Below are 12,831 nucleotides of genomic sequence, written 5' to 3'. Positions count from 1 at the left end.
TCATCGTTTAATCGCGCTGCGATCTCGCTTCCCCTCCCTCACGCTCCCTCATCCAGCGCCACCAGCTCGCGCTTCCTGCGCAGCGACGGCAGCAGCGGGGCGACCAGCAGCGCCAGCGCCAGCGCAAGACACGCCGCCGAGATCGGCCGCTGCACGAAGGTCCAGAGATCGCCCTGCGACAGGATCAGCGATTTGCGCAGATTGTTCTCCAGCATCGGTCCGAGCACGAAGGCGAGCACCAGCGGTGCCGGCTCGTAGCCGAGCTTGCGCATGAAATAGCCGATGATCCCGAACGCGATCATCACATAGACGTCGAACACGTTGTTGCTGGAGCAGTACACGCCCAGGATCGTGAACAGGATGATCAGGGGAAAGAGGATGTTGTAGGGCAGCTTCAGGAGCTGCACCCACATGCCGATCATCGGCAGATTGAGGATCAGCAGCATGACGTTGCCGATATACATGCTGGCGACGATGCCCCAGAACAGGCCGGGGTTTTGCGTGATCAGCAGCGGCCCCGGTTGCAGGCCGTGGATGACGAAGGCGCCGAGCAGCAGCGCCATCACCACGTTCGGCGGGATGCCCAGCGTCATCAGCGGAATGAACGCGCCGCCAGCCGCCGCGTTGTTGGCGGATTCGGGGCCCGCGACGCCCTCGATCGCGCCATGGCCAAACCGTTCCGGCGTTTTCGACAGCCGCTTCTCCAGCGCATAGGACGCAAACGAGGCCACCACCGCGCCGCCGCCGGGCAGGATGCCGAGCAGGAAGCCGAGCAGCGTGCCGCGCGCGACGGGGCCGGCGCTGGCCTGCCAATCGGCCTTGTTCGGCAAGAGCTGCGTGATCTTGGCGTTGATGATGTCGCGCTTGATCGCCTGCTCGGTGTTGAGCAGCACCTCGGCGACGCCGAACAGGCCCATCACCACGGGCACGAGTCCGATGCCGTCGATCAGCTCCATGCGGCCGAAGGTCAGGCGCGGCTGCGCCGTGATGCTGTCGAGCCCGATCAGCCCGAGCACGACGCCGATGCACGCCATCAGCAGCGCCTTCGGCATCGAGCCCCGGGTGAGGAAGGTGAGCACCACGAGGCCGAGCACCATCAGGCTGAAATACTCGGCCGGGCCAAATGCGATCGCAATGCTGGCAAGTCTCGGCGCCACCAGCATCAGCGCCACCAGCGCGAACGTGCCGGCGATGAAGGAGCCGAAGGCGGAGATGCCGAGCGCGGGGCCGGCGCGGCCCTGCTTGGCCATCTGGTGGCCGTCGATGCAGGTCACGACGGAGGCCGCCTCGCCGGGGATGTTGACCAGGATCGAGGTGGTCGAGCCGCCATACATCGAGCCGTAATAGATGCCGGCCATCATGATGATGCCGGATTCCGGCGTACCCGACAGCGTCACGGGCAGCAGCAGCGACATCGCCGAGATCGGCCCGATGCCCGGCAGCACGCCGACCAGCGTGCCGATGAAGACGCCGATGAAGCAATAGAGCAAGTTGATCGGCAGCAGCGCGACGCCGAACCCATGCGCGACGTTGACGAGCGTATCCATGCGATCAGCCGATCCCGAACAGGCCGGAGGGCAACTGGATCAGGAGCAGGCGCTTGAGCACCCACCACATGCCTGATGGCACCAGCACGGCGATCGGGATCGCCAGCGTCCAGCGCACCGGATCGATCAGCCGCAACATCAGCAGCAGCAAGGGGATCGACGACAGCAGAAATCCCAGCGGCTCCAGCGCGAAGGAGAACGCGACGAGGCAGGCGATGACGAGCAGCGGCTTGCCCCAGCGCACATTTTCCCAGCGCGAGGCCAGCGTCGGCCCGCCCTCGGTGACGGCCGAGACGATGATGGAGGCCGCGAACACGCACATCAGGATGCCGGTGTAGAACAGCACGTAGCCAGAGCCGGGATCGTTGATTGTGCCGAGCTTCAGCCGCAAGCCCTGCCAGATCACGAAGCCGCCGAGCCCGAGCCCGATCAGCCCGCCCCAGAGTTCGGAGTTGGAGAGGCGGAGTTTGACGTCGGTTTGGTCGCCCATGTGAAACACTCCTAGACCACCGTCACCCCCGCGCAACGGCTAAGCCGTTGTCGCTGAGGCGGCCGCTTCTTCGGTGGCCCACGAAGGGCGACGGTGCCCGTGTCCATCCTTCGAGGCGAGCCGCAAGGGCGGCTCGCACCTCAGGATGACGTCAGAATTTGCAGTAGCCCAAGTTGTTCTCGCGATTCTACTTCTTCGCGAGCCCGAGCGTGTCGATGACCTTGCGTTCGGACTCCGTGACCTCGACGACGAACTTCCTGTAGTCCTCGGTGTTCTTGTAGTTCGGCACCATGTCGTACTTGGCGAGCGTGGCGATCACCGCGGGATCTTCGACGGCCTTCTTGAAGGCGTCGTGCAGCTTGGCGACGATCTTGGGGTCCATGCCCTTCGGGCCGGCGATGCCGAACGGGGAATCGTAGACCATGGGGTAGCCGAGCTCCTTCAGCGTCGGCACGTCGGGATAATTCGGCGATCGCGCGCCAGTCCACACCATCAGAAGCTTCAGCTTGCCGGCATCGACCAAGGGCCGCCATCCCGTGGAATCGGCCTGGAGCATCGTGTGCTGGCCCAGCACTGCGGCGTTGGTCTCGGCGCCGCCCTTGAACGGCACCTGCGTGAGCTTGATGCCGGACATCGCCGCGATCTGCTCCATGCCGATATGGAGCGAGGTTCCGGTGCCCGGTGTCGCATAGGTCACCTTGCCCGGATTCGCCTTCGCGAACTCGACCACGTCCTTCCAGGACTTGAACTGCGACTCAGCGCTGGTGGTCACGCCGAACGTGTAGCCGGTGAGGTGAATGATATAGGTAAAGTCCTTCGCCGGGTCCCATGACACGTCCTGCATCAAGGGCAGGCGGAAGACGGTGATCGGGATCTGCGAGATGGTGTAGCCGTCGGGCTTGGCGGCCGCTGCCATGGTCGCGGGGCCCACCGTGCCGCCGCCGCCGGCCTTGTTGTCGATCACGATCGGCTGTCCCAGCACTTTCGAGGCGCTGTCCGCGATCGCGCGCATCGAGATGTCGGTCGAGCCGCCGGCCGGCCATGGCACGATCAGCGTGACCGGCTTGCTCGGATAGTCCTGCGCGCCGGCCGCGGTCGCGAGCAGCGCTCCCACGGCAATATGTATGGCGGCGAATACAGCCGTCCTCAGCCCATACCGCGACATCGGGTTACCTCCCTCGCAGCGGCCTCGTTCGGGCCGCCGTCTCTCTTTGTCATGACGGGATTGTCCCTGAAATCGCCAGAGAAGAAAAGCGCATTGCGCGGACCGTGCGCAGCGGTCGACGCGGCTATCCAGCCGGAAACGTTATGTGCGACAATTGGTCGTTTGGAGGCGTGCCGAGGCACGGAATTTGACGTGGGCGTCCTTACGCCACGCGGCGAACCGCGTTCAGCGTCTCGATGGTACGTGCAACCTCGGCCGCCGGGCACGGTCTGCCGAAGTAATAGCCCTGCACCGCGGTGCAGCCGCATTCGCGCACGAAGTCGAGCTGCTCCTCGGTCTCCACACCCTCAGCGGTGGTCTCGACGCCGAGCACGGAGCCAAGGCTTGCGATGGTGCGAACGATGGCGACGCTCTCCGGGCTTTCGCCGAGCGTGCCGACGAAGGAGCGGTCGATCTTGATGCGGTCGAACGGAAACTTGCGCAAATAGCTCAGCGAGGAATAGCCGACGCCGAAATCATCGAGGCTGACGCGCACGCCGAGCGCGCGAAGCTGGTGCAAGATCTCGATCGTCGCCTCGCTGTCGTCGAGCAGCGCGGTCTCGGTGACCTCGAGCTCGAGCCGCTGCGGCGGCAGGCCGGCTTCCGCGAGCGCGCTCGTGACCATCGCCGTCAGCCCGCGCGCGCGGAACTGCACCGGCGACAGGTTCACCGCGACCGTGACATCGGGCCATGACGCCGCGGTCGCACAGGCCGTGCGCAGCACCCATTCGCCGATCGGAACGATCAGCCCATTCTCTTCGGCGATCGGAATGAACTCGGCCGGCGAGACGAAGCCGCGCGAGGGATGCTTCCAGCGCAGCAGCGCCTCGAAGCCGGTGAGCTCCGAGGACTCGAGCCGCACCTGTGGCTGGAACACCAGGTGGAATTCACGCGCCTCCAGTGCGCCGCGCAGGTCGTGCTCGAGCGCGTGCCGGCTGCGGGCCTCTTCCTCCATCTCGGGTTCGAACAGCTGATAGGCGCCGCGCCCCCTGGCCTTGGCCTGGTACAGCGCGAGATCGGCGCATTTCATCAGCTCGTCGGCATCGAGCCCGTGATCGGGCGCGATCGCGATGCCGACGGAGGCGCCGACATGGATCGACTGGCTTTCCAGCGGCGGCGGGTGGCCGATGATCTCGACCAGGCGGCGGGCGAGCTTTTCGGCCGACTGTGGCTGCGGGCCGCGCTGGAGAACGGCGAACTCGTCGCCGCCGAGGCGGGCGACGGTGTCGTGCTCACCGACATTCTCCTTCAGGCGCGCGGCGACCCAGCGCAGCAAGCGGTCGCCGGCGGCATGGCCGAGCCTGTCGTTGACGGTCTTGAAATTGTCGAGGTCGAAGCACAGGACGGCCATGGCGCCGCCGGCGATCGCGACCTGGTTCAGTCCCTCGCCCATCTTGTCGCGGAACAGCGTGCGGTTGGGCAGGTCGGTGAGTGAATCGTGCCGGGCCATGTGCGCGACGCGGGCCTGGGCTTTGTGGCGCTCGGTGATGTCCTCATAGGTGACGACCCAGCCGCCAAGCTCCATCCGCTTGTGGTTGAGCTTGATGATACGGCCGTCGCTCAAATGGCGGTGCAGCGTGTGTTCGCCCTCGCGCAGCCTTTCGACATAATCGGCATAGAGCTTGGCGCCGGTCGTGTCCGGATGGATGCCGAGCTCGCAGCTGTGATCCATGATCTCGCGCATCGAAATGCCCGGCTTCACCACGTCGGGCGACAGCCCGTACATCTCGATATAGCGGCGATTGCAGACGATCACGCGCAGGCTCGAATCGAGCATGCACAGGCCCTGGCTCATGTTGTTCAGCGCCGCGTCGAAGCGGCGATACTGTTCGCTCAGTTCCTCGATCGCGCGCTCGCGCTCGGTGATGTCTTCATAGGTGGCGACGAAGCCGCCCTCGGCCAGGGCGCAGTAGCGCACCGAGATCACGGTGTCGTTCGTCATGCGCCGGCGCATCGGCGAGGAATCGCGATTCGCGATCTTCGCGCTGGCGACTTCCAGGAGCTGTTGCGGACTGTATTCCGAAGCGAACGCGCCGTTCGCCATCGATCGTTCGATCAGCTCGCCGAGATGCGTGCCGGGCCTGGTTTCCTCCGGCGACAGCCAATAGATCTTGCGGTAGGTGGTGTTGCAGACGCGCAGGCGCATGTCGCTGTCGTAGAAGGCGAGCCCGTGCGCCATGTTCTCCATCGCCGCGTCGAGGATGAAGTTCTGCTGCCTCAGCGTCTCCTCGTATTTCAGCCGCTCGGTGACGTCTTCGTGTACCGTCACCCAGCCGCCGTCGGGCAGGAAGCGGGAGACCGCCTGCACCATCCGCCCGTCGTAGCGCATCACCAGCAGCGTCTTCGCCTTCCGGCTGCGCACGTCCTCGAGCCTGGTGTCGTGGAATTCGTCGGCCGACATGCCCGGCGTGTTGCCGCGCGAGAGCCAGTGTTCGATGGCCGCGCTGTGCGTGACGCCCGGCTTCACGACTTCTGGGTCGAGGTTGTAGAGTTTCAGGAAGCGTTCGTTGCAGACGACGACGCGGCTGTCGGCGTCATACATGATGAGGCCGTGCGACATGTTGGCGAGCGCATGCTGGCTGCGTTCTGTCTGCACGCGCAATTCCGCCTCGAGCCGGGCGAGGCGGCTGACGTCGTCGCAGATCGTCATCCAGCCGCCGCCGGGAAGCGGCTTCAGCTCGAGTGCCATGACGAGGCCAGTCGCCAGCCGTTGCTCGGTACGGAACGGCTTGCCTGCCGCGATCTGCACGATCCGCGTCGAATACAGCGAGTCGAGCTCGCTTTCCGGAAAATTCCCACGCGTCGCGCTGTGCGCGAGCACCTCGCGATAGCTCGTGCCCACCCGCACGACATCGGCCGACATGTCGAACAGCGACAGGTAGCGTTGGTTGACCAGCACGATCCTGTTGTCGGCATCGTAGACGCAGACACCCTGCTCCATGTGGTCGAGCGCAAGCTGGCTCAGCGCGACCAGGGCCTCCGGGCCCTGCTCGCGGCGTGCACCAAGCTCGTTGTCGCAGGTCGACGTCATGGGGTCGGCGTGATCTCGGCGGGCAATAGACTTAACGCAGCGTAATTCGAGCGCCGAGGGTAACGGAGACCCCGGAAAATTCCCTTAAGCGCAGTAGTTTACGGAGGGTGACCGGCGATGGAGAGCGTCGCCGGATTGCAAAGGTGCCTGCAAGCGCAACATATCCTGGTGTCGTCCCGGCGAAGGCCGGGACCCACAACCATAGGGAGAGGTTTGGCGAAGACTAGTAGTGAACAGGTTTTCCCGCGGTACTAGCACCCTGCGCTTACAGATAGATCACGCGGTATGGGTCCCGGCCTTCGCCGGGACGACACTGAGTGTGGCGGCATCTGCCCTCACGGCCCGTAGAGCACGAGTTCCGTGTCGGTGAGATCGGCGAGCTGCGGCTGGTGCGGACCCTTGAAATATTTGCGGCCACGCCGCTCGGTATAAATACCGACGAGGCCGGGAACCGGGCCGTTGGCATCGACCGCCACCGAGATCTTGCCGAGCCGCAGCAGCAGCCGGCCGATGCGACCCGCGCAGGCGGCGTATTCGGCGGCGCTGCGGCAGTAGATCAGCTTCATCGCGGGCGGCGCGATGAAGCCGCGGCGGATGCGCACCGGTTGCAGGATGAAGGGGAAGGTTCCCTGCGGCGTGCGGCAGACGAGGCTGAGGCAATTGTAGCGCGCATGCCGCGTCAGCAGTTCAGTCTCGGCCTCGGAAAGTCCCTCGATCGTCTTGGCGTGCTGCGAGATGACTTCGATCTTGCTCCAGCGCGGGGGCCGCGCCAGCGCTGGCACCGAAAAGAATATGCCGCGGCAATAGGCACGGAAGCCCTGCGTCTCGATGATCGGCCAGGTCCACGGCGCCGGGCTGATGTTGAGATAGGTCACGTCCTTGTGCCGCTGCGCGATCTTGGTCAGCAGCGGGGCGTAGTTGCGATACGCCGGATCGACATACCAGCTCGACAGGTTGCACTGGATCGCGGTCTCTTCACCGTTCTTCCGTGCCGTGTAGATCAGCAGCAGCACGCCGACCGGCGTGCCGTCATTGTCGATCATGTAGCCGAAGCGCGGATAGCCCTCCGGCACCGGCCGGAAGGCCTGCCGGCGCAGGCCCTGGATCCAATAGTTGCGCGAGCGGCCCACGAAGCCGCGCGTCAGCAAGTCCGCGATGGCATCGACATCGGACTCGGTAATCTCGCGGCATCGAACCTTGGTGTGGATCACGCTCGTCTTACCCGTGGAAATGGTCGGCCTCGTTTGGTCTATCGTTTCAGCATGATCTTTTCGGAAAACTGCTTCGCACTTTTCCGGATCATGCTCTAGCGCCAGCCTTCGCCATGGGCGCCGGCCGCAACATGCGGCTGCAGGCCCAGGATGTCCCGCACCTTGGCGGGCCAGGCGGAAAGATCGGTGCCGTGGGTGTGGAACATGGCGACCGCGAGCCGGTCCATGCCGAAGGCGACGCAGCCGGTGTGGGCCGGCTCGCCATTGGCGTCCTGGATGCCCCAGGTGGTGCCGAAATGCTCGCGGTGATAGTTGAAGCTCATGCAGGCGGTCGGCTGCTCTTCCGAGCGCAGCGGGATCAGGAGCTCGAACTTGAGCTGCTGCTGCTTCTGGCTCACCGCCTTCATCTGGCCGACACGGCCGAAGAAGGGATCGCTGGCGTAGTCGACGCGGAAGGTCAGGCCGAGATCGCGGGCGATCGCCTGCGCGCGCACCATCCAGCGCTCGCGGAAATCGGAAACGTCGTCGGGCGTGCCGATGCAGACATATTCGCGCATCCGGAATGATTGCAGCCGGTCGAGATGCTTCGACGGCTCACGGCGGAAGCAATCGGCGGCGACGTCGAAGCGGAGACCGCCCTTCGGCAAAGGTCCGCGGCTCGCCGCGATCGGATAGACGGGGTAGCAGGCGGCCGGCGACAGCACGAGGTCGGCCGGCGACAGCGACGTGGTCCAGTCGCCGCCGGCATCGAAACGGCCCACCGCGGCGTTGATCTCACGCTCGGTGCCGTGCAGGCCGCAGACGCATCCGAGCAGGTTCGGAAAGCTCTTGAGATAACCGGACTTCTCGAGCTGGGCGCGGCTCATCACAGGTGGGAAGCGCAGCGCTTCGGTGCCGGCTTCGCGATGGCTGGTGATCAGCGCGGCGAGCCGCTCGACGATGCCCTCATAGAGCGCGGTGCGGGCGTAGACGCCGTCCGAGCCCATGCTGTGGAACAGCTTGTCGGCGAGATGATCGAGCGGATCGGCGATTTGCGGCGCGGTGTCAGGCGAGTTGGGGAGAACAGCAATGTTCATGTTCGACTTCCTGCTATCTGAAATTATTCTTGTTGGACGAAGGCACGTCGGTCTCGAAAACCTGTCAGTCCCGCAGGCTCGCCGGAATGCCGCTCATCAGCGTCGAGGTCGCAGCGTTGGCCAGGATACGGTCGTTGTTGATCATGATCGGCGACGACAGCACGTCGCGCAGGTGGCGGCCCATGGTGAACTCGCCGTCGTTGCGGTAGCCGGAAAGGCCCGCGGTGCGCATCGCATGCATCACGGTCTCGACCGCGAGCTCGGAAGCTTGCACCTTCAGCAGCGTGATCGACGACTGGAAGTCGAGCGAGCCGAGTGCGCGCTCGTCATGCTCGGCGCGGGCGAAGGCGTCGATATTGGCGGCGATCAGCGCGCGGAGCTTTGCCAGCGACATCTTTGCCGCGGTGAAGTGCGCTGCTGCCGGCGGCATCTGGCCCCCGGAGCTGCGGGCCGCCTTGCGGATGAAGGCCTGCGCGCGCGTCACGGCCGCGGCGGCAATGCCGGCCCAGGCCGAGGACCAGCACAGATGCGCGAACGGCGTCATCGTCTGGGCATGGATCTTGTCGTAGGCTTCCGGGAAGACGCGGTCGGTCGGGCAGTCGACCTTCAACTCGAATCCGGTGGAGCAGGTGCCGCGCATGCCGAGCGTTTCCCAGCCCAGCGTCCGCTTCAGCGAATAATCGTCCTTGGCGAGCGCCAGCAGCACCTGGTCCGAGGCGGCGGCGTCGGTGGCGCGGCGGGCGATGGTGACGAGGCCGTCGGCCTCGGCGCCGTAGGAGATCACGGTGGCGTCGCGCACCAGCGAGACGGTGTCGCCGGCGACGTCGACGGCGGCAGCGCTGGCGCGGATGTTGCCGCCGTTCTGGCCTTCTGTGGTGGAGGAGGCGAGCAGCCACTGGTCGCGGGCGACCCGGCGCATCATGGTTTCCATCCAGGGAATGCCGTGGCCGTGCCTGATGACGCAGGCGACCTTGGTCTGGTGCATCGCGTAGATCATCGCGGTCGAGGCGCAGGCGCGCCCGAGCGTGTAGCAGATGTCGGTGACGTCGTAGATCGAGGCGCCGAAGCCGCCGAACTCGACCGGGATCATGACGCCGAGCAATTTCTGCTCACGCGCGACGTCGAAAGCCTTGTGCGGGAAGCGGGCGTCGCGATCGACCCCGTCTGCGTCGGCCGCTGCCGCTACCGCGGTTCGGGCGACGCGCTCGATCAGGGAGGGACCCTGCTCGAGGAGGTTCGTCTGCGTTTCGTCGACAGTGAGAACTGCTTCACGCACGTTCATGCTCGTCCGCCTCCGGTTTGCCGTTCGAGATCGCCGACATCATTCGCGATGCCGCGTAAGCGATCCTCCGGCCATCTTTGCTTGTGAGACGAGGCTACGGATTTAATTCAAATTCGTCGATGAAATACAGGGTAAACAAAGCCAAATTCCGAACGAACAGTTAAGGTCGGGTTGTTGGCATGGCCGGAATTTCCGCGATCGCGTTAGGGATCTGGAAGATGTCCGGATTCCCGACAATCTGAGTCATCGTTTACTAAGAAACGCGAAGTAATGGTGCCGGCCATTGCGGGATCGGCCGTCCCTGACCATCGTAGGCGGCAGTCCGGACCGACCAGACAAACGGGAATTTGCCGATGCAGGCCTTCAATACCGACGTGCGCAATCGCATCATCAAGCTGGTGAAGGGCATCCTCGAACAGAACGCGCTCGCCGCGGACGTCACGCCGCAGGCCAAGCTCGTCGATGTCGGCCTGACCTCAATGGATATGGTCAATCTGATGCTCGGCGTCGAAGCCGAATTCGATTTCACCATTCCGCAGTCGGAGATCACGCCGGAGAATTTCCAGTCCGTCGAGACGCTGGAGCGGATGGTGATGACCCAGCTGCAGCCGGCGACCGCGGCTTAGCTAAGCGCACAGCTGTCTCCCCGGGATCGTCCTGGCGAAAGCCAGGACCCATTACCCCAGGCAGGAGTTTGGCGAAGTTTGGTCGTTCGGGATTGATATCGCGCCCCATCGATGGACCTCGCGGTATGGGTCCTGGCTTTCGCCAGGACGACACCGAACGTGTTACGAGCGCCTCACGCCCCTCACGCGCATCGTTCCCCCACCCCCGTTCCAAAACCGCCGCAAAACTGGCATAGCTTAACCATGTCGCACGTAGCGGACAGGGTGGAGCAGGCATGACGCAGGCGGTATTGGGCATCATCGGTGGCTCCGGCATCTATGACCTGCCGGGCCTCGAGGGCGCGCACGAAGAGGTGATCAAGAGCCCGTGGGGCGAGCCGTCGGCGCCCCTGCGGCGCGGGACCATCGCAGGCCTGCCGATCGTGTTCCTGCCGCGGCACGACAAGGGCCACAGGCTGTCGCCCTCCGACATCAACTACCGCGCCAATATCGACGTGCTGAAGCGCGCCGGCGTCACCGACCTGATCTCGCTGTCGGCCTGCGGCTCGTTCAAGGAAGAGATGCCGCCCGGCACCTTCGTGCTCGTCGATCAATTCGTCGACCGCACCCACAAGCGCGAGAGCTCGTTCTTCGGCCGCGGCTGCGTCGCGCATGTGTCGATGGCCCATCCGGTCTCGCCGCGGCTGCGCATCCATCTTGCCGCGGCGGCCGAGGCCGAGGGTATCGCAATCGCGCGCGGCGGCACCTATGTCTGCATGGAGGGGCCGCAGTTCTCGACCTATGCGGAGAGCATGACCTACAAGACATCAGGCTATTCCGTGATCGGCATGACCAACATGCCCGAGGCGAAGCTCGCGCGCGAAGCGGAGATCTGCTACGCCACGGTCGCGATGGTGACGGATTTCGACTGTTGGCATCCCGACCATGACGCCGTTACCGTGCAGGACATCATCCGCGTGCTGACCTCGAACGCCGACAAGGCGAAGGCGCTGGTGGCGCGGCTGGCAAAGGATTTCCCGCGCGAGCATGAGCCGTGCCCGATCGGTTCGGACCGCGCGCTCGACACCGCGCTGATCACTGCGCCCGAGGCGCGTGATCCCGAGCTTCTGAAGAAGCTCGATGCCGTAGCAGGGCGCGTGCTACGTGGCTGAGACGAAAGGCAGAAAGCCATGAAGGTTGACGGCAAGCATTTCCGCAGCATCTGGCGCGAGCGCGACGGCTGGTCGGTCGGCGCGATCGACCAGCGCCGGCTGCCGCATGAGTTCGTCGTTGCAAGGTTGACCTCGTGCGAAGACGCGGCCGTTGCGATTCGCGACATGCTGGTGCGCGGCGCGCCGCTGATCGGCGCGACGGCAGCCTATGGCATGGCGCTCGCGATGCGCGAGGATGCTTCCGATGCGGGCCTGAAGCGTGCCTACGAGACGCTCGTCGTGGCACGCCCGACCGCAATCAATCTGAAATGGGCTCTGGATGAGATGCGTGCGACCCTCGCGCCGATCGATCCGGTTGAACGGGCCGAGGCGGCCTATGCGCGCGCCGACGAGATCGTCGAGCAGGACGTCGAGATCAACCGCGGCATCGCCGCCAACGGCCTGGCGCTGATCGAGGCGATCGCGGCGAAGAAGCCGGGCGAGGTCGTCAACGTGCTGACTCATTGCAACGCCGGCTGGCTCGCCACCGTCGACTGGGGCACCGCCACGGCGCCGATCTACCTCGCGCATGAGCGCGGCATCAAGGTCCATGTCTGGGTCGACGAGACGCGCCCGCGCAATCAGGGTGCCTCGCTCACGGCCTGGGAGCTCGGCCATCACGGTGTGCCGCACACGGTGATCACCGACAACACCGGCGGCCATCTGATGCAGCATGGCATGGTCGATCTCGCTATCGTCGGCACCGACCGCGTCGCCGCCAATGGCGACGTCTGCAACAAGATCGGCACTTACCTCAAGGCGCTCGCCGCGCATGACAACGGCGTGCCGTTCTACGTCGCGCTGCCGTCGCCGACGATCGATTTCGCCGTCCATGACGGCATCCGCGACATCCCGATCGAGCAGCGCAGCGGCGTGGAGGTCACCGATATGACCGGCCGCACCGCCGACGGAAGGCTGGAGACGGTGCGCATCGTGCCCGAGAACTCGCCGGTCGCGAACTACGCCTTCGACGTGACGCCTGCTCGCCTCGTCACCGGTCTCATCACCGAGCGCGGAGTGCTGAAGCCCGACCGCGCCTCGCTCGCCGCAGCGTTTCCGGAGCGAATCGCCGGCGCGGCGGAGTAGGCTCTCGTAGGGTGGGCAAAGGCGCGAAAGCGCCGTGCCCACCATCTGCTTGTCCCAATGGAATTGGTGGGCACGCTTCGCTTTGCCC

At 65.1% G+C, this 12,831-nt stretch carries 10 protein-coding genes; 3 read left to right on the top strand and 7 right to left on the bottom strand.

Annotated elements, in window-relative coordinates; all coding sequences use genetic code 11:
- Window positions 1-38: 38 nt before the first annotated feature.
- The 7 genes from AAFG50_RS40720 to AAFG50_RS40690 all read right to left on the bottom strand — a co-directional run bounded on the left by AAFG50_RS40720 (window position 39) and on the right by AAFG50_RS40690 (window position 9,841).
- Entirely contained in the window at window positions 39-1,547 is a 1,509-nt protein-coding gene (locus AAFG50_RS40720; RefSeq protein WP_028172631.1) for a tripartite tricarboxylate transporter permease, read from the bottom strand.
- A gap of 4 nt (window positions 1,548-1,551) precedes the next feature.
- Window positions 1,552-2,037 (bottom strand): tripartite tricarboxylate transporter TctB family protein, encoded by a 486-nt coding sequence (locus AAFG50_RS40715; protein ID WP_028172632.1) that lies wholly within the window; start codon window positions 2,035-2,037, stop codon window positions 1,552-1,554.
- A 187-nt stretch (window positions 2,038-2,224) separates the two neighbouring features.
- Window positions 2,225-3,202, bottom strand: a complete 978-nt coding sequence (locus AAFG50_RS40710) for a tripartite tricarboxylate transporter substrate binding protein (RefSeq protein ID WP_011083775.1) — start codon at window positions 3,200-3,202, stop codon at window positions 2,225-2,227.
- 202 nt (window positions 3,203-3,404) lie between these two features.
- Window positions 3,405-6,272 (bottom strand): PAS-domain containing protein, encoded by a 2,868-nt coding sequence (locus tag AAFG50_RS40705; RefSeq protein WP_028172633.1) that lies wholly within the window; start codon window positions 6,270-6,272, stop codon window positions 3,405-3,407.
- Window positions 6,273-6,607: 335 nt separating this feature from the next.
- The gene (locus AAFG50_RS40700; protein ID WP_011083777.1) at window positions 6,608-7,483 is read right to left on the bottom strand and encodes a hypothetical protein; all 876 of its coding nucleotides are present in this window, start codon (window positions 7,481-7,483) and stop codon (window positions 6,608-6,610) included.
- Window positions 7,484-7,578: 95 nt separating this feature from the next.
- A complete protein-coding gene (locus AAFG50_RS40695) occupies window positions 7,579-8,559 on the bottom strand; it encodes an amino acid--[acyl-carrier-protein] ligase (protein ID WP_028172634.1) in 981 nt (326 codons plus the stop codon).
- A 64-nt stretch (window positions 8,560-8,623) separates the two neighbouring features.
- Window positions 8,624-9,841, bottom strand: coding sequence for an acyl-CoA dehydrogenase family protein (locus AAFG50_RS40690; protein ID WP_028172635.1), 1,218 nt, complete (start codon window positions 9,839-9,841; stop codon window positions 8,624-8,626).
- A 353-nt stretch (window positions 9,842-10,194) separates the two neighbouring features.
- Here AAFG50_RS40690 and AAFG50_RS40685 point away from each other — a divergent pair, with 353 nt between their 5' ends.
- The 3 genes from AAFG50_RS40685 to mtnA all read left to right on the top strand — a co-directional run bounded on the left by AAFG50_RS40685 (window position 10,195) and on the right by mtnA (window position 12,743).
- Window positions 10,195-10,467 (top strand): phosphopantetheine-binding protein, encoded by a 273-nt coding sequence (locus AAFG50_RS40685; protein ID WP_011083780.1) that lies wholly within the window; start codon window positions 10,195-10,197, stop codon window positions 10,465-10,467.
- 275 nt (window positions 10,468-10,742) lie between these two features.
- Window positions 10,743-11,618, top strand: a complete 876-nt coding sequence (locus tag AAFG50_RS40680) for an S-methyl-5'-thioadenosine phosphorylase (protein ID WP_011083781.1) — start codon at window positions 10,743-10,745, stop codon at window positions 11,616-11,618.
- A gap of 18 nt (window positions 11,619-11,636) precedes the next feature.
- Window positions 11,637-12,743, top strand: a complete 1,107-nt coding sequence (gene mtnA, locus AAFG50_RS40675; RefSeq protein ID WP_028172636.1) for an S-methyl-5-thioribose-1-phosphate isomerase — start codon at window positions 11,637-11,639, stop codon at window positions 12,741-12,743.
- Window positions 12,744-12,831 lie beyond the last annotated feature (88 nt).

This window comes from Bradyrhizobium sp. B039 (genome assembly GCF_038965675.1).
Taxonomy (GTDB): Bacteria; Pseudomonadota; Alphaproteobacteria; order Rhizobiales; family Xanthobacteraceae; genus Bradyrhizobium; species Bradyrhizobium diazoefficiens.
The sequence above is the reverse complement of the archived record's forward strand: the minus strand, read 5'-3'. Positions and strand labels throughout refer to the sequence as shown.

Bases quoted from the DNA above. Each gene is read 5' to 3' on its own strand.
- AAFG50_RS40720 (WP_028172631.1), bottom strand. From the start codon at position 1,547: ATGGATACGCTCGTCAACGTCGCGCATGGGTTCGGCGTCGCGCTGCTG.
- AAFG50_RS40715 (WP_028172632.1), bottom strand. From the start codon at position 2,037: ATGGGCGACCAAACCGACGTCAAACTCCGCCTCTCCAACTCCGAACTC.
- AAFG50_RS40710 (WP_011083775.1), bottom strand. From the start codon at position 3,202: ATGTCGCGGTATGGGCTGAGGACGGCTGTATTCGCCGCCATACATATT.
- AAFG50_RS40705 (WP_028172633.1), bottom strand. From the start codon at position 6,272: ATGACGTCGACCTGCGACAACGAGCTTGGTGCACGCCGCGAGCAGGGC.
- AAFG50_RS40695 (WP_028172634.1), bottom strand. From the start codon at position 8,559: ATGAACATTGCTGTTCTCCCCAACTCGCCTGACACCGCGCCGCAAATC.
- AAFG50_RS40690 (WP_028172635.1), bottom strand. From the start codon at position 9,841: ATGAACGTGCGTGAAGCAGTTCTCACTGTCGACGAAACGCAGACGAAC.
- AAFG50_RS40685 (WP_011083780.1), top strand. From the start codon at position 10,195: ATGCAGGCCTTCAATACCGACGTGCGCAATCGCATCATCAAGCTGGTG.
- AAFG50_RS40680 (WP_011083781.1), top strand. From the start codon at position 10,743: ATGACGCAGGCGGTATTGGGCATCATCGGTGGCTCCGGCATCTATGAC.
- mtnA (WP_028172636.1), top strand. From the start codon at position 11,637: ATGAAGGTTGACGGCAAGCATTTCCGCAGCATCTGGCGCGAGCGCGAC.